13 protein-coding genes are annotated in these 18,036 nt (G+C 37.7%); 5 read left to right on the forward strand and 8 right to left on the reverse strand.

From position 1 onward, the window contains the following. Nucleotides 1–149: 149 nt before the first annotated feature. Complete coding sequence (locus ACFSR0_RS07135) at nucleotides 150–731, forward strand: IS1634 family transposase (protein ID WP_379981319.1); 582 nt, start codon at nucleotides 150–152, stop codon at nucleotides 729–731. Between the two features lie 208 nt (nucleotides 732–939). Here ACFSR0_RS07135 and ACFSR0_RS07140 read toward each other — a convergent pair whose 3' ends face one another. The 6 genes from ACFSR0_RS07140 to ACFSR0_RS07165 form a co-directional block, all read right to left on the reverse strand. Then, nucleotides 940–1,908 carry a DHH family phosphoesterase gene (locus tag ACFSR0_RS07140; protein ID WP_379981321.1) on the reverse strand — a complete coding sequence of 323 codons (969 nt, stop codon included), beginning with the start codon at nucleotides 1,906–1,908 and terminating at the stop codon, nucleotides 940–942. A gap of 14 nt (nucleotides 1,909–1,922) precedes the next feature. Continuing rightward, nucleotides 1,923–3,254, reverse strand: a complete 1,332-nt coding sequence (locus ACFSR0_RS07145; RefSeq protein ID WP_379981323.1) for a DRTGG domain-containing protein — start codon at nucleotides 3,252–3,254, stop codon at nucleotides 1,923–1,925. A gap of 2 nt (nucleotides 3,255–3,256) precedes the next feature. Next, nucleotides 3,257–3,940: a metal-dependent hydrolase gene (locus tag ACFSR0_RS07150; RefSeq protein ID WP_379981325.1), complete on the reverse strand. Its 684-nt coding sequence runs from the start codon at nucleotides 3,938–3,940 to the stop codon at nucleotides 3,257–3,259. A gap of 142 nt (nucleotides 3,941–4,082) precedes the next feature. Beyond that, complete coding sequence (locus tag ACFSR0_RS07155) at nucleotides 4,083–5,762, reverse strand: ribonuclease J (RefSeq protein WP_379981327.1); 1,680 nt, start codon at nucleotides 5,760–5,762, stop codon at nucleotides 4,083–4,085. 219 nt (nucleotides 5,763–5,981) lie between these two features. Continuing rightward, nucleotides 5,982–7,034 (reverse strand): aspartate-semialdehyde dehydrogenase, encoded by a 1,053-nt coding sequence (locus tag ACFSR0_RS07160; RefSeq protein WP_379981329.1) that lies wholly within the window; start codon nucleotides 7,032–7,034, stop codon nucleotides 5,982–5,984. 93 nt (nucleotides 7,035–7,127) lie between these two features. Then, nucleotides 7,128–8,162, reverse strand: a complete 1,035-nt coding sequence (locus tag ACFSR0_RS07165) for a LacI family DNA-binding transcriptional regulator (RefSeq protein ID WP_379981331.1) — start codon at nucleotides 8,160–8,162, stop codon at nucleotides 7,128–7,130. A 308-nt stretch (nucleotides 8,163–8,470) separates the two neighbouring features. On the opposite strand from ACFSR0_RS07165, the gene ACFSR0_RS07170 reads away from it, so the two are divergent. Both ACFSR0_RS07170 and pgmB read left to right on the forward strand, forming a co-directional pair. Continuing rightward, nucleotides 8,471–10,768, forward strand: coding sequence for a glycoside hydrolase family 65 protein (locus tag ACFSR0_RS07170; RefSeq protein WP_379981333.1), 2,298 nt, complete (start codon nucleotides 8,471–8,473; stop codon nucleotides 10,766–10,768). Continuing rightward, a complete protein-coding gene (gene pgmB, locus ACFSR0_RS07175) occupies nucleotides 10,761–11,441 on the forward strand; it encodes a beta-phosphoglucomutase (RefSeq protein ID WP_379981335.1) in 681 nt (226 codons plus the stop codon). The genes ACFSR0_RS07170 and pgmB overlap by 8 nt, the downstream gene beginning before the upstream one ends. Before the next feature lie 53 nt (nucleotides 11,442–11,494). Here pgmB and ACFSR0_RS07180 read toward each other — a convergent pair whose 3' ends face one another. Then, the gene (locus tag ACFSR0_RS07180) at nucleotides 11,495–13,135 is read right to left on the reverse strand and encodes a glycoside hydrolase family 13 protein (RefSeq protein WP_379981337.1); all 1,641 of its coding nucleotides are present in this window, start codon (nucleotides 13,133–13,135) and stop codon (nucleotides 11,495–11,497) included. 108 nt (nucleotides 13,136–13,243) lie between these two features. Beyond that, nucleotides 13,244–15,022: a glycoside hydrolase family 13 protein gene (locus ACFSR0_RS07185; protein WP_379981339.1), complete on the reverse strand. Its 1,779-nt coding sequence runs from the start codon at nucleotides 15,020–15,022 to the stop codon at nucleotides 13,244–13,246. A 289-nt stretch (nucleotides 15,023–15,311) separates the two neighbouring features. Here ACFSR0_RS07185 and ACFSR0_RS07190 point away from each other — a divergent pair, with 289 nt between their 5' ends. Together ACFSR0_RS07190 and ACFSR0_RS07195 are read left to right on the forward strand one after the other, a co-directional pair. Then, nucleotides 15,312–16,580 (forward strand): extracellular solute-binding protein, encoded by a 1,269-nt coding sequence (locus ACFSR0_RS07190; RefSeq protein ID WP_379981341.1) that lies wholly within the window; start codon nucleotides 15,312–15,314, stop codon nucleotides 16,578–16,580. A gap of 101 nt (nucleotides 16,581–16,681) precedes the next feature. Continuing rightward, a complete protein-coding gene (locus tag ACFSR0_RS07195) occupies nucleotides 16,682–18,031 on the forward strand; it encodes a carbohydrate ABC transporter permease (protein ID WP_379981343.1) in 1,350 nt (449 codons plus the stop codon). The last annotated feature ends 5 nt before the right edge of the window (nucleotides 18,032–18,036 follow it).

Here is an 18,036-nt window from a genome sequence, read left to right on the forward strand (position 1 = left end):
TAAACGTATTGAAAATTGGCTGAATCAATTACCAAGGAAAGTCTTAGGCTATAAAACACCAAGGCAAGCTTTCCTTGACGAAACCGCTAGTCTATTAGCTGATTGACATCGAGCCTCTCGCGGTGTGTTCACTGTCTGGGAAGCCTGGCATGAGCCAGCCTGTCCAGTTCAGACTAACACACCACGCTCAATGTCAATCAGCACGAAGCTTTATCAATAACATGCTTTATTTCGCTAGGTGGCTAACTTGTACTTGCAATTTGTCTGAGGGAGAAATAGCTGAAACAGAACATTTATCTATAAATGAAACGGTCATTGAATCAGAGGCTATGTATGACGGCTTTTACGCAGTATGTACAAATCTCGAAGACTCTGTTGAAACAATCGTTTCAATTAATCACAAACGATGGGAAATTGAGGAAACCTTTCGGATTATGAAAAGCGAATTTAAAGCACGGCTTGTGCATCTTAGTCGTGATGATAGGATAAAAGCTCATTTCATTACTTGTTTTCTATCGATTACTATTTTTAGAATACTAGAAAAGCTTTTACAAGAGGAATTTACTACACACGAAATCATAACAACTCTTAAAGGAATGAACTTTAACAAAATAAACGGAGAAGGCTTTATACCAACGTATACTCGCACAGAGTTAACAGATAAGTTGCATGCGCAAGCGGGATTCAATACGGACTATCAATTACTATCACAAAAAAAAAAAAGATATTAAAACTGATTGAATGAGAAAAAAGTACGCAGTTTTCCCAATAAGAAGAAGCCCAATAAACGTTAATATGTCAACGTTTATTGGACTTTTTTGTTTTTAAACTGTCAAACTTGGGATAAACAATCGGCACTTTAAGCACCTTTCTGACATCCAACGCGGAAAATTAGAACAAAAGGCGAAATGTGGCACCTTTAGGAAGTCACACCTTTAACTACAGCATCTTCCCATTTTCTGCCATGTAACTTTGACACAATGCTTGAATTTCTTGATAAATCTCTTGGACTTCAGCTAAATCAGCCGCATTGGCTCCGCTAGCTAATGGATGACCGCCTCCATGATGTTGTTTGGCCAATTCATTAATAATTGGTCCTTTTGACCGTAATCGAACTCGATAGGAGCCATCAGGTTGTTGGACGAAAATAGCCCAAGCCAGTATTTCTTCAATATTTCCAGGTAAGGAAACCACACTAGCTGTTTCTGAATCACTCACTCCATATTGCGCCATCAATTCCTTGCTAAAAATGACTTTGGCCGCACCATTTTTATCTGCGTCAATTTGTTGATAGACATAACCAGATAAACGAGCAACTTTTAACGGCATTTGTGAAATTTGACGATTCAATTTTGATGCATCAAAATTGAATGTTCGTAATTTTGCTGCTAAAGAAAGAGTTGTCGAAGAAGTTGCTGGATACAAAAAGCGCCCCGTATCACCTACAATCCCGCCATAAAGCAAACGGGCTGCATTGGAAGTCATTTGCAAACGATTGGGAAATAATTGCCAAAATGCGGCAATCATTTCACTACAACTGCTGGCATTCGTATCTACCCATACAAGATCCCCATACGGTTCATCATTCGGATGATGATCGATTTTAATTACTTTTTGCCCTGTTGAGAAGCGTTGATCACTTACACGTGGTGCATTGGCCGTGTCCGTCACAATGACTAAAGCACCTTGATACATGTCATTGCTCACTTCTTGCATCTCTGCTAGAAAATCCAACCCTTCGACTGGACCACCCACTTGATAAATTTCTTTTTCTGGATAAGAAGCACGCAATAACTCCGCTAAACCGACTTGTGAGCCAAGCGCATCTGGATCAGGTCGCATATGACGGTGAATAATAATTTTTGAATACGTTTCAATCGTTTCGATAATTTCTAACTGGATATTCATTTCTTTTCCTCTTCCTAAGGTCGTTCCATTAATTGACAAACCACCATTGCTTTGGCAACAAGTGAGTTTTCAATATAGACTTCCATATCAATTTTGGCAGATCGACGGCCAAGTTCTAAGATGCGTGTTTTTAGCACAAATTCACTTTCCAATTGAATCAAGCGGAAATAGTGGGTACTTACTTGTTCAATCCACACATTTTTTCGTTGGTTCACTTTCATCGTTTGCTTGGCCGCATGCGCAATCACTTCGCTCAATACACCAAATGAAATCGTCCCCATTTCATCCACCATTTGTGGTGAAACAGAAAAACGAAATGTTGGCTCTTCAAAACGACCATCAATTGATTGGTTTTCACTCATTTGAATTTGTCCGGAAATTTGATCTGAAATCGTATCTGAAACTTGTGGCTGTCTTTGGACAAGCTGCATAGCTTTCATAATATCCTGACGCGTCACAATGCCAATCAAGGTCAAATCATCTGCAACAACTGGCATGACTTCTAAGCCATCCCAGATCATTTGATGACTAACAGAAGCCACACTCATTTCCTTTTTGACCACTCTTGGTTCTTTTGTCATCATGCGTTCGATGGATTGTGTCTCGCTTTTGCCTAAGATATCTTTCGCGGTAACAATGCCAACCACCCGCATATTTTTATTGACTACCGGAAAACGCGAATGTTTGGTTTCTTCAGCGATTCGGTTATAATCCGCAACCGTTGCAGCAATGGTTAAGTAGCGTGTTTTTTCAAGCGACATATAAATATCACTTACTAATAAAATATCTTTTTTAATTAATTGATCACTCAATGCGCGGTTAATCATGGTTGCGACCGTGAACGTGTCATACGTTGTTCGTAATACCGGCAAGGACAATTGATCAGCCAATTCCGCAATTTCGGGCACAGTATCGAAGCCACCAGTGATGAGCACTGCAGCGCCATCTTCCAAAGCTAACTTTTGAGCATTGACACGATTCCCAACAATCATTAAGGAACCTGGAGTAACGTACCGCTCCATCGCACTGACTTGCATGGCACCAATCACAAATTTATTCAGATCTTTGTCCAATCCACTTGCCCCACCAAGCACGTCAGCTTCAGTGATTTGGACGACTTCGCTAAAGGTCAGTCGCTCAATATGTTTTTTAAGTTTACGTTCAATACGAATCGTTCCAACACGTTGAATCGTTGAGACCAAACCAATATTTTCGGCATCTTTAATCGCTCGATAGGCGGTGCCTTCACTAACGGATAAATCTTTGGCAATTCCTCGAACAGAGATTCGATCGCCCACTGGTAAACTCTCAATATGCGATAAGATTAAATCATGTTTCGTTGCCATCCTTACACCTCAATTGTTTCCCCAACAGTCATGACTTTTCCCACTCCTTCTGGAAGAAGCGCGACAAAAGCTGCTGGATCTTGTTTAATTTGTGGAAAAGTATTGTAATGAATTGGGATCACTTTTTTTGCCTGTAAGCGAGCAGCGGCTTTGGCTGCATCTTGGGGTCCCATGGTGAAATTGTCACCGATTGGTAAAAAGGCCACATCTAGTTGGTACTTCTCACCAATTAACGCTAAATCACTAAAATCGGCTGTATCACCAGCATGGTAAATTGTTTTTCCCTCTGCTTCAATGGCGACTCCAGCTGGTTCACCCAAATAAATCGTTTGCCCATTTTCCTGAATACTGGAACTATGTATGGCAGGAGTCAATGATACTCGTCCAAATGGGAAAGTGTAACCACCACCAATATTTAAACCGTGGGTATTGGCCACACCTTTTCTTGCCAGGTATTGAGCAATTTCAACAATACTGATGACCGTTGCTTGATTGTGTTTCGCAATCTCAATCGTATCCCCTAAATGATCACTATGACCGTGAGTCACAATAATCCATTTTGCCGTTACGTCCATTGGTTCTTTTTTGGTTAATGGATTATTTTTTAGGAATGGATCAATAATCACGTGCGTTCCATCACTCATTGTTATTTCTACAACTGAATGTCCTAGGTAAGTAATATTCATTGACAATCCCTTCTCTCGTTCTACTTATTTTGTAACAGGCATCCATACACAGTATAACAGATAAACTCCCTTTGGAAAACACAGGTCGTTTTTCAACAAAAATAAAAAAGCCGAGTATTACTTCACTCGACTTTCTAACTTTTTAACGACGGCGATTTCGACCACTGGCCTCCATAATCACAGGTAAAACAACCGGTCTCCGCTTCGTTTGTTCAAATAAATAGCGACTAATTTGATCGCGAATATCTTGTTTTAATTTTCCCCATTCAAATTCTTCATCATGCAAATGCTTTTCCACAATGTCAGTAACCATTTCGCCACTTTCCCGAATGAGGTCACGGCTTGCCTTTACATATACAAATCCTCGAGAAGTAATCTGAGGTTTTGAAACAATACGCTTTTCGCGACGATTGATGGTCACCACCGTGATGAAAATACCATCTTCGGATAACACTTTGCGGTCTCGTAGAACAATATTTCCTATGTCTCCCACACCGATACCATCAATCATAATATTATCAGCAGGGACGGTCCCAGACAGCTGCATTTCTCCATTGTGATAAACTAAAACATCGCCTTTTGCAAGCAAATAGATATGATTATCCGGTATGCCAACTTCTTTTGCCAAATCAGCATGAGCGACCATTTGCCGAAATTCCCCCTGAACAGGTAGGAAATACTTTGGCTTCAACAAATTCATCATCAACTGCAGGTCCGTTGGATTCGCATGACCAGAAACACGGAAATTATCAGATATATTTTTGACATTGCCGCCTGCTCGATAAACCATATCTTCCGTTTTCGCTACCACCGTTTCCATAGCAATTGTTGGTGTAGTGGTAATATATACCAAATCGCCCTCTTGAATGCGCAGTGTGCGGTGCGTTCCATTTGCCATTTTTTGCAAGGATTTAATAGGTTCCCCCATGCGACCCGTTTCTAAAATAAGCAATTGATTGGCCTCATAATTTTTCATTTCTTTTTGCGTAATAATCAAATCTTCTTGTGGGAGATGCAAACGCCCTAATTTCATCGCAGTCCGAATAATTTTGCCAAAGTCTTGGCCCGTTAATACAACTTTTCGCCCCGCGATTGCAGAACCATCAAGAATCTGCTGAACACGTTGCAAGTTGCTTGCTACACAGGCAACGATGATCCGACCTTCCCAATATTTGATTGTATCAGTTACTTCGTCAGCAATTTTTGCCTCAGAAACCACTTGAGCAGGATTTTCTGCGTTGCTCGACGTACTTAGCAAAGCCAACACGCCTTCTTTGCCAATTTCAGCCAAACGTGAAAAATCCGTTTGATACATAGGCAATGCTGCCTGATCAAATTTAAAATCACCTGTATAAACAATGTTTCCTGCTTCTGTTTTGAGACTAATGCCTACTGATTCGGGAATCGAATGGGTTGTACGGAAAAAGCTGACCGTTGTGCCACCAAAATCAATTTCCGTATGCTCATCAACCACATGAAATTCTTTGTATTTTTTTGTTGCTTCATTTCGATGGACATTCAATTTTGCCAATTCAATTGTCAATTTTGTGCCGAAAACGGGCACAGGTACTTTTTCGAGCAAGTAAGGCAACGCGCCAATGGCATCTGCGTGACCATGAGTCAAAAAGATACCCGCAACTCGTTCTGCATTCTCCTCTAAATATGAAAAATTAGGAATAACTGTATCAATTCCCAATAATTCATTTTCTGGATAGCGTAATCCGCAATCCAATACAAATAAATCTTCTCCCACTTCTGCCACGTACAAATTCTTTCCATTTTCTCGTACGCCACCAAGTGGAATTAGTTTGATATCGTCCAAAAAATTCACCTCTTCTTTACTTTTCTTATTCATTGATTCCTTGTGAATTACTCACTGGAATTGCACTATCATACTTAGAATTATAATGATTATAGCATCTATTGTGTCAGTTTTCGAGACACCTGCGGCAACCCTCACACCCAACGGTATTCATCAACTTTCATTATACAACAAAAAAAAGAAAAGCGTGGGTTTCCCCAAACTTTTCTTAAAAATCTATTAGATATGAAGCAAATCCATCTCGTGCAATGTTTCTGCAATTTGCACCGAATTCCAAGCGGCTCCCTTTAATAAATTATCAGAAACAACCCAAAGATGAAGCCCAGTTTCTATGTCTAAATCCTTCCGAATACGACCAACAAACGTTTCTTTTTTGTCAATTGATTGAATGGCCTGAGGATAAATTTGCTGACTTGGATCATCCTCTACGATAACACCGGGCGCTTGTGCCAAAATTTCTCGCACAGTTGCAACGCTAATTGGTGTTTCAGTTTCAACATATACAGACTCTGAATGGCCACTTGCCACTGGAATACGAACGCAAGTTGCCGCCACCTTAATTGTAGAATCTTCCATGATTTTCTTTGTTTCATTGACCATTTTCCATTCTTCAAATGTATAGTCCTCTTCCGCAAATTTATCAATTTGAGGCAGCGCATTGAATGCAATTGGATAATGCTTTTTGTCACCACCACAAGGAAGAATTTCCGGATGCCAATCAGCAACAGCTACATTATCCAAATAAGCCTGTGCTTCTCTTTTTAATTCTTCAATTGCTCGCGCACCTGCACCCGACACAGCCTGATAAGTTGAAACAATGATTCGATTCAGCCCTGCTTGCTTGCGGATGGGTTCTAACGCCACCATCATTTGGATAGTAGAACAATTCGGATTAGCAATAATGCCTTTATGGCGCTTCAATGCTTCTTTATTAACTTCAGGAACAACTAAGGGAACCTCAGGATCCATCCGAAAATGGCTGGTGTTATCAACGACGACCGCCCCGCGTTTGACTGCTTCTGGCGCAAACTTTGCAGAAATGCCACCACCAGCACTAAATAAAGCTAAGTCAATGCCTTCAAATGATTCTGGCACCAATTCCTCAACCGTTAGCGAAGCCCCTTTAAATTGCAATGTTTTGCCGGCGGAACGTTTTGAAGCTAACAAAATGACTTTTTTCAATGGCAATGTTGTTTGCTCTAGCATTTGGATCATTTTTGTTCCTACTGCACCTGTTGCACCTACAACTGCAACATTGTACCCGTTACCCATTCACGAACAACTCCTCATTATTAAAACTTTTTCATCATTTTATCACATTTTTCTTAATGATAAAGGAGTTTTTTCACTTTTTCATCGTTATCTTTATTCTTTTGGAATATCAATAACCGTTTCCCTTTCAATTAATTGATGTTGAATAAATACCTTTTGTTGAAGAGAGTGCTTATTATTCAACTGACGAATAAACTGTTGCACCGCTACTCTCCCCAATTCTTCAGTATGAATATCAATCGATGTAATATACGGATGAATCAGAGTTGAAAAAATAGAATTATTAAAACTAACAATTGAAATGTCATCTGGCACACGGTATCCCAACAAATTACACAATTGAATAATTCGTAAAGCAAACATGTCATCAATTACTATCAATGCTGTGGGTTTCTCTGTCTCCATTAGTTCGGTAAATAAATTGTAGTCTTCAGGCTTCTTTAAAACTACATGCGAGTATAAAGGAAGTTTGTTATCTGAAATAGCTTTTTGGTACCCATAAAACCGTTCTTGGAAAACATTTTCTCTTTCAACATGCGTAATAAAAAAAATTTTCTTGTGCCCTCTATCCACTAAGTACTGTGTTGCTGATCTTCCCAATAATTGATTATCATTGTCAACGATGTTTGTCGTACTAGTATACGAATACGGTTGACCAATGACAGTATGAGCAATGGCATTACTTTCTAAATATGCCAAAATTGGGTCATCCCTCTTAGTGTATAGTAAGATGAAGCCATCTACTCTTTTTTGTTTGTACATCAGTTGGACATTGTCAAGGAGTTCCTTCTCGCTTTCTCCTGATGCGATAGCTAACGTAACGTCGTATTTACTAGCCTCTTGGTTCATTGCCATAATCGCGTCCATATAAAAAGGATTGCTCTTCCGATCTCTCAGTGAAAGAAATGGCATGACCACCCCAATGGTATTTGCATATTTTTTTGCTAGGTTACGAGCCGCAACATTGGGAACATAGCCCAATTTATCCATCGCTTTACGTACTTTTTCTTTTGTTTCCTCAGATATGCTTGAATGATTCTGTAGCGTTCTGGATACAGTTGAAGGTGCTACGCCAACTTCTGAGGCTACATCCTTAATAGTTACTGCTCTTTTGGGTTCCTTATTCATGGCTATTCCCTCTTATTCATTTTATTCCATCACTTTCATAAGCAAGCATAAGGATATTCCTTTATTTTGTCAATTTTCTCCTATGATTGATAAATGAACTTCTGCCTTAAATCATTCACTTATCTTTATGCAACCGATTCCAGTAAAACCAAAATGAAAGCTTAACATTTTTTTAGCTTATTGCTAATGAAAGTAGATAAAAATACTTATCTTTGCCATTTTTATCTTGATTTAAAAAAGTATTGACAACGAAACCGTTTGCGTATATTGTTGTCTTATACATAAGACTATATAAAGGGGTAATGGACATGAAGAAGCTAACAAGACTTTTTGACATCGATCCTTGGAAACTAAAAACCGCTACATTACATCGGAAAAATTTTAGGTTGCAAGAATCTCTGACAAGCATTGGAAATGGTTATATGGGGATGAGAGGAAATTTTGAAGAAGGTTATGGAGGAGATCATCACCAAGGTACCTATTTGGCTGGTGTATGGTATCCGGATAAAACACGAGTAGGTTGGTGGAAAATTGGGTACCCAGATTATTTTGGGAAAGTAATCAACGCGCTAGATTTTCTCGCACTAAAAATTAAAATTAATCAAACTACCCTAGATTTAGCACAGCTGGAACCTATAAATTTCTACCAAGAGCTAGATATGAAAAACGGACTGCTATCACGCCACTATACAGTTGAAATTGATAGCGCAGTCATCACAATTTCATTTAAACGATTCTTAAGTTTGCAAACCAAACAATTAGCTTGGATGAAGGTGGATATAACTGTTGATGCCGGCGAAGCGACAGTTACACTTACTTCCTCTTTAGATAGTGATGTCCAAAATGAGGATAGTAATTATAATGAACATTTTTGGGAAAGCGTCTCGCTGTGCAACGAACAAAATTCTCAAAATTTCATTACAGTTCGAACCATTCCCAATGATTTTGGTATTGAACAATTTACAGTTACAGCTATGATGGATCATTCTTTATCAACCGAAACAGAAAGCACCCGATCTCATTCACCACTATCAATTTCCGAGACTTTTGCATCCCATTTGCAGAAGGGTGAGACAATCTCTTTAACAAAACGAGCGGTCATTTTGACAAGTCGAGATGTACCAGAAGGGAAACAAGTTGAACAAGCGGCACTTATTTTAAAATCATCTGATTGCCTTTCCTTTGAAGATGCTTTAGAAGGACAAACCAAAGCTTGGGATGAACGATGGAAACTTGCTGACGTTGTCATCGACGGTGATGAAGAAGCCCAACAAGGTATTCGTTTTAATTTATTTCAGCTTTTCTCAACTTACTACGGAGAGGATGAACGTTTAAACATAGGTCCAAAAGGTTTTACAGGTGAAAAATATGGTGGTGCAACTTATTGGGATACCGAGGCTTATGCCGTTCCATTATATCTAGCATTGGCAGAGCCATCCATCACAAAAAATTTACTTATGTATCGCTACAATCAACTAGAACAAGCAAAAATCAACGCTCAGCGTCAAGGCCTTGCCGGCGCACTTTATCCTATGGTGACTTTTACCGGTATTGAATGCCATAATGAGTGGGAAATAACCTTTGAAGAAATTCATCGAAATGGTGCTATGGCATACGCCATTTACAACTACACAAATTATACCGGGGATACTAGTTATTTATCAACTCACGGATTAGAAGTGCTAGCTGAAATCTCACGCTTTTGGGCATCACGAGTTCATTTTTCAAAAAGAAATAAATGCTATATGATTCATGGCGTGACTGGTCCAAACGAGTATGAAAATAACATAAACAACAATTGGTACACAAATACGTTGGCAGTTTGGGTGTTACGGTATACTATTGCTAGTTATCGATGCTATCACGCTTCAACCAAAGCACATATTTCAGAACAAGAAATCGCATATTGGCAGGATATAATCGACAACATGTACTTACCAGAAGATGAAGAATTGGGCATTTTTGTACAGCATGATACTTTTTTGGAGAAAGATTTAATGCCAGTTAGTAAACTCTCTCCAACAGAACTACCTTTGAACCAACATTGGTCATGGGATAAAATTTTACGTTCTTGCTTCATCAAACAGGCAGATGTTTTACAAGGAATTTACTTTTTCAGCGATGAGTATTCATTAGAACAAAAAAAGAAAAATTTTGAATTTTATGAACCAATGACCGTTCATGAATCATCACTTTCACCTAGCATTCATGCTATTTTAGCTACCGAATTAGGCAAAGAAGAGAAAGCGGTTGAAATGTATCGGCGGACTGCTCGTTTGGATCTCGATAACTATAACAACGATACAGAAGACGGTTTGCATATTACCTCCATGACAGGTAGCTGGTTAGCAATTGTTCAAGGTTTTGCACAAATGAAAACAAGTCGAGCAACACTTAGTTTTGCACCATTCTTACCTAAAAATTGGAATCGTTATGCATTCCACATAACCTATCGCCAACGTCTACTCTCAATTGATGTCCATGATTACATCACAATTTCTCTTTTAGAAGGTCAATCTTTACCAATCAAATTATATGGACAAGACTACTTATTAGAAGATCAACTTGTAGTTCCAATTTCCAAAAAGGATGATGATAATGTTTAGAGGTGTGTTATTTGATTTAGATGGTGTCATCACAGACACTGCTGAATATCATTTTTTAGCATGGAAAGCCTTAGCAGACGATCTTGGTATTTCTATTGATCGACAGCTCAATGAAAAATTAAAAGGCGTGAGCCGAGAAGACTCCCTTAAAACCATATTAAAATTTGGGAATAAAGAAAACAGCTTTTCGTCGGAAGAATTCGCCGCTCTTATGAAAAGAAAAAATGATTTATATGTAACTATGATTCAACATGTATCACCAACCGATGTTTACCCTGGAATACAATCCCTACTGGATGAACTGCACCATCATAAGATAAAAATAGCTTTAGCCTCGGCCAGTAAGAATGGACCTACTTTATTGAAGAAAATGGAAATCGAGCATTACTTTGATACAGTTGTTGATCCAAGCTCATTAAAAGCTGGGAAACCTGCACCTGATATTTTCATTGCTGCTGCCAATCAGTTACATATCCCAGTCAGTGAATGTATTGGGATTGAAGATTCCTTAGCAGGTATTCAAGCAATCAAAGCCAGTGGTGCATTCCCAATCGGTGTTGGCGATTCAGAAAATCTTGGCAAAGATATTACATTAGTGAAACGAACTTCATATCTATCTTTTGACTTTCTTTCACAGACATGGAAAAAAAACGCCGCAACCGCTAAAAATTAGTGATTTACATTAAGAAAACTGGACAATCATCAAAAGATGAGCATCCAGTTTCTTTACTTTTTAGGATTAACATAACGAATCACTGCAGCTTCGTATGGTAATAATTCTATTCGAGAGGTAAATACTTTTTCTTCGGTGTAATTTTTCAACAATATTGTTTTCTGATTACTGATAATCCATTTAGGTAAATCTACTTTCTGTTTCTTTTCGCTTAAGTTCACAACCACAAGAGCACCTAGCCGTTGAAACTCACGGGTATAACAAATAACATAAGGATGTTTTTTTAAGTAAAAAGTAATGGATCCCTTTGTAAACTCGACTATCTTTTTTCTAAGGGAAATTAGTTCTTGATAAAAAAGCAACAGACTCCCTTGTCGATTTTTTTCATTTTCCACATTTACCTGTCTATAATTAGGATGAACCGGTAGCCATGAAGCAACTTCTGAGAAACCCGCTTGGCAATCAGCTGACCATTGCATTGGTGTGCGGGAGTGATCTCTACTCCAATTAAGTGCGAGTTTTAACGCCTTCTTTTCCGATATCCCTTGATTTAATAATGAGTAGTAGAAATATTTGGTATCTTCTCCATCGACTTCCTCAATGGTACGAAAAGGATAATTAGCCATCCCGATTTCTTGCCCTTGATAAATAAAAGGCGTTCCTCTCATCAAAAAATAAGCTATTGCTATAGCTTTTGCTGATTCAATCGTCCCATTTCCCATTGTAGAGATGCTTCTTGGTAAATCGTGGTTCTCAATATATAATGCTTGCCATCCACCTTTTAACAGATCCATTTGCCACCGTTGCATGACCTTCTTAAACCCAATAATTGAGGTCTTCTCTTCACCTGGATTTCCAATCTTGACATTGTGTTCTAACTCAAAAATCATATCTAAAAAACCATGATTTCCTGTCCATTTTATGGCTTCATGGCTAGTCACTCCACTTGCTTCACCAACTGTCATAACTTGGTATTCACGAAAAATAGTACTGAGCTCGGCCATATAGTTTTCAATGCCGGATACATTCATAAAAGGCGCCCATGGATTACTCGTAATTTTAAAATCCCATGATTCTTTTTGAATATGACTAATTGCATCTAACCGAAATCCATCAACTCCTAGTTCCAACCACCAGCGAATCATCTGATAGATTTCTTCACGAACCTTTGGATTTGTCCAATTTAAATCTGGTTGTTCTTTAGCAAAGACATGAAAATAGGCTTGTTCGGTATGCTCATCGTAGGTCCAAGTAGATCCTCCGAAAAAACTTTGCCAGTTATTGGGCATTTTTTCTGGAGTTGCTTCCGCCCAATGGTAATACTCTCGGTAAGGATTATCTTTTGATTTTTTCGATTCTAGGAACCAAGGATGTTGATCTGATGTGTGATTAACAACTAAATCTACCAACACTTTTATCCCCATTTGATGGGCAGCATCCAAGAGCTCAATAAATTCATCCAAATTCCCAAATTCTGGGTTCAGCTTATAAAAATCCGAAATATCGTACCCGTTATCAATATTTGGTGATTGATACATGGGATTTATCCATAAAAAATCAACTCCTAACTCTTTCAAATAGGGAAGTCTCTTTCGGATTCCTTGAATATCTCCTATCCCATCATAATTTGTATCTTGAAAACTTCTTGGATATAGTTGATAACCAACTGCATTTTCCCACCATTTGCTTTCCATTGTATCCCTCTTTTCGTTTCAAAAAGTGAATGAACCGATTGAATTTATCCGTATGTAAAACAAGATACATTCAATCGGTCAAATGAGCGTCAAGCTATCTAATAATTCCTAACTATTTTCCACAGAGACAAGTACAAATCCTTTTGGTTCAATAATAAAATTCGTTTTTTCTTCATTAACTAGCTCACTTATTTCGACAGTCTGATCCAAGTTTCTTTGCACCCGTTGTGGCAAATCACCACTATTAAAATGTGCAATAAGCGTAAAATCGTCTAGGCGGCGTTTTAATGTTAACAGTCCTGTTTTTTCATCCATCGTTAGCCACTCCCATGAACCTCTCGATAGTAAATCTGCCCATTTTTTTCTGATAGCTATCATCCTAATGAAAAATGCCCTGAGCGATAAATCTTGATATTCTTCTTCCCAAATCATACATTTACGACAATCCGGATCCATTTCTCCGTCCATGCCTATTTCATCACCATAGTAAACACAAGGTATTCCAGGCTGAAGATAGGTAAACGCGATAACTTGGCGTAATAATTGTTTGTCTCCATGGGCTTCTGTCAATAACCTCGGTGTATCATGTGAATCTAGCACATTTAATTGCATTTGATTTGTTTGGTCTCTGTATAGCATTAATTGGTTGGTCATATCGGAAATCATTTTTCCCATCCCAATTTGCTTCTTTACAAAATAATGCATGATTGCATCTGTATACGCGTAGTTCATCACTGCATCAAATTCATCGCCTTGTAGCCAGCTTTGAGAAGAATGCCAGATTTCACCTAAAATATAAAGATCTGGCTTCACTTCCAAACAAGCTTTTCGGAATTTTTTCCAAAAATGATGGTCAACTTCATTAGCTACGTCTAGTCGCCAAGCATCAATATCAAACGTTTTAATCCAGTATGTTGCTATTTCTAGCAAATACGCTTGGACTTCTGGATTTGCAGTATTTAATTTAGGCATATGTGGCGTAAACGCAAAAACATCATAAGTTAGTTCTTGGGCATCTTCGAAATCACCCGTAGTTTGATAACTGGCTGGAAACTGATTAACATGGAACCAATCAGCAAATTTTGAATCTTCACCATATTTTAAAACATCCTGCCATTGTGATGAAGTATCACCCATATGGTTAAACACAGCATCAAACATCACTTTCATTCCTCGGTCATGACAAGAATCGATAAGGGTGTGTAAGGTTTCATCCGTACCAAATGCAGGATCCACTTTAAAATAATCGATTGTATCATATTTATGGTTTGAATATGCTTTAAATATTGGACATAAATAGATACCATTTATTCCTAATTCTTGTAAATAATCCAAATGATCAATAATTCCTTGCAAATCTCCACCAAAAAAGTCTTGTCGATCCGGATCTTTACTACCCCAAGCTAATGTTCCAACAGGATCATTCTCTCGATTGCCATTCGCAAAACGTTCTGGAAAGATTTGATACCATACAGTTTTTGTAACCCAATCGCGTGTTTGAACACGATCAATTTCATGAAAGTATGGAAGGCGAAAATAATTATTAGCCATCTGTAAGTATCGATCCTCGAATGGAAAAACACCATGGTCACCATAAAAAGCTTTAATTCCAACGATACTTTCCACTACAAATGCATAACTCAATCGTTTATATGGTGCTTCCTTGGCAATCCACCAATAATCATACAAATCAGTAGAAGCAATTTTCTTCATCTGTTCACATTGCCCGAACTGCTCTTCCTTATGAAATAAATAAGGATCTCCAGATACAAGTGAGACTTGCTTCATGTCTCCTTTCGCTGTTCGCAATCGTATATGCATGGTATTTTTATCATACAAATAAGCATACTCACTTTCTGGTCGATGATAAAGTGCTGCTATGTTCATTTTTTTCACTCCTTTGCATCATATCTTCTTTATTATGTCATATATACCATAAAAATTCAACCTAAAAAAACAAACGATTGCGTAGATTTTTTTTAGATAACTCTTTTATAAAAAATGGATATTTCTGTTCGTTTTCAGGAAAAATTGTCTTTTAATTCGCTATATTTCTCATTTTTTCAAAAAATATTATTGTATTATTTTTATTCCCTTCGTTTTTCCCTTGACTATTTTCGCAAACGATTGCATAATTATCATGTACAATAAAATTATTTCATGGAGGTAAAATGAAATGAAAAAAAATAGGAAAAAATGGAAAAAACTGTTATCAAGTGGTGTTGTTTTAAGCGCAGCTGCATTATTACTAGCAGCATGTGGAAATTCCTCATCGAAGGAGGAGACAAAAACTACGAAAAGCAGTGAATCGACTAAAGTAACCGGGGATATCAAATTATGGGTCGATACGGAACAAGTCGATATGTTCAAAAAAATTGTTACTGATTTTGAAAAAAAATACCCAGATGTGAAAGTTGAAGTCACTGCAGGTTCTTCTGCTGACGCAAAGACGGATGTTTCAAAAGACCCTTCTGCTGCTGGTGATGTTTTCATGATGCCCCATGATCAAGTTGGACAAATGGCTGATGCAGGTCTTTTGTATCCATTTACAGAAACAAAATTTGCTAAAACCGTCAAAAAAGAAAATGTTGCTTCAGCTATTGAAGGAGCTACTTGGAAAAAGGAACTATACGGCTTCCCTTATGGGGTAGAATCACAAGTATTGTATTACAATAAATCAAAACTTTCTGCCGACGATGTGAAAACTTGGAAGGATTTGACTTCAAAAGGAAAATTAGGAACCAACTTTGGTGATGCGAGTGCCAACTATATTTTCGGCCCATTGTTTATGAGTAATGGTGATTTACTTTATGGGGAAAACGGAGAAGATGTAAAGGGAACCAACTTTAATAACGAAAAAGGTGTAGAGGTACTGAAATGGATTGCTTCACAAAAAAGCAATAGTGGTGTAATTCAATCTTCAACCGAAGCACTTGCTAATTTAACTTCAGGTACAACAGATGCTTTCTTATCCGGCCCTTGGTCAAAAAATGATGTGAAGAAAGCATTAGGTGATAATATGGCCGTTGCTGCTTATCCAACCGTTGATTTTGGTAGTGGTGAAACACCTATGAAGGCCTTTTTAGGGGTAAAACTATTTGCGGTAAATCAACAAACAAAATCACCGCTAGCAGCCTTAACACTAGCAAGCTATTTATCTAATGAATCTTCTCAATTAAAAGAATTTGAAGAAATTGGAACAGTTCCATCCAATAAATCACTTCAAGAAAATGAAAAAGTTACCTCAGACGAAGTTGCGAAAGCTGTGATGCAAATGTCTGATACGGATCATTCAGTTGTTATGCCAAAATTACCAGAAATGACTTCTTTCTGGCCAGCAATGGATGCATTGATAAATGATACCTATAAAGGAAACATCAAAGAAAATCAATATCAAGACAAATTGGACAAGTTAGTTTCTGATATGTCGAAAACGACTGAATAATTTTTAAGTTTTCTAACAATCAGACGGACTTCGAAGCATATCTTTCGAAGTCCGTTTACTATTCTTTTATACATATGAAGTAGAAAGCGAGTTGATGGGCAATGTTCCACAAAAAACATTATGAAGAGCACATTACCTTTCGAGAGTTATTTAAATCTGGTAACTTACCAATCAAGTTATCCTTTTTAATAATGGGTACTGCTAATTTGGCAAATCGACAATTTTTAAAAGGAATTATTTTTTTAGGAGCACAAATTGGCTTTCTTTATTGGTTAATTAGAAACGGCTTACACGCTCTTTCCATGTTAGCAACTTTAGGTACCAAAAAACAAGGGTTAGTTTTCGATGAATCACTTGGAATACGCGTTCTTCAAGAAGGCGATAATTCGATGCTTCTATTATTATTTGGCATTGCTGCTATCTTGGTTTGCCTAATGATACTCATTTTATACATCGTGAATCTCAAAAGTGCTCGCAATCTATATGAGTTAAAAAGGGATAACAAAGCCATTCCAACAACAATGGAAGATTTAAAGTCACTGCTAGATGAACGTTTCCATGCAACTTTGATGACAATACCATTGATAGGAGTTTTATTCTTCACTATTTTACCTTTGCTGTATATGATCTCAATAGCCTTTACCAATTATGACCACAAGCATTTGCCTCCTAAAAATTTATTCAGTTGGGTGGGATTAAAAAATTTTGGCAATGTTATTTCTGGTGATATGGCTAGTACTTTTTTCCCTGTCCTAGCGTGGACATTGATTTGGGCTGTTGTAGCGACTGTCACTTGTTTCTTTTTTGGTATAATTTTAGCTCTTTTGATTAACACAAAGGGCTTGAAATTCAAAAAAGTTTGGCGGACAATTTTTATCTTAACCATGGCCGTTCCTCAATTTATTTCATTATTAATTGTTCGAAACTTATTAAATGGAGCAGGTCCAATAAACTCTACCTTACTGAGATGGGGCTGGATTCATTCGGCAATTCCTTTTTTAACCGATCCAACTTTAGCTAAGATTAGTATCATTTTTGTCAACATGTGGATAGGTATTCCAGCCACTATGTTAGTATCAACAAGTATCATTCAAAATCTACCAGAAGATCAAATTGAAGCTGCACGGATAGATGGTGCAAACAAATGGCAAGTCTTCCGAAATATTACATTTCCACAAATTTTATTCATTATGACTCCTTCATTGATCCAACAATTTATCGGGAATATAAATAACTTTAATGTTATTTATTTGTTAACTGGTGGAGGCCCATCCAACTCAAACTATTATGGTGCGGGATCAACAGATTTACTAGTCACTTGGCTATACAATTTGACTGTAAATACAATGGATTATAATCTTGCCTCCGTTATCGGTATTTTAATTTTTGTTCTTTCTGCCGTATTTAGTTTACTAGCCTACACTCGTACAAATTCATTTAAGGAGGCCTGAAAATA

Source organism: Enterococcus camelliae, from assembly GCF_042685105.1.
GTDB classification, from domain to species: Bacteria; Bacillota; Bacilli; order Lactobacillales; family Enterococcaceae; genus Enterococcus_G; species Enterococcus_G camelliae.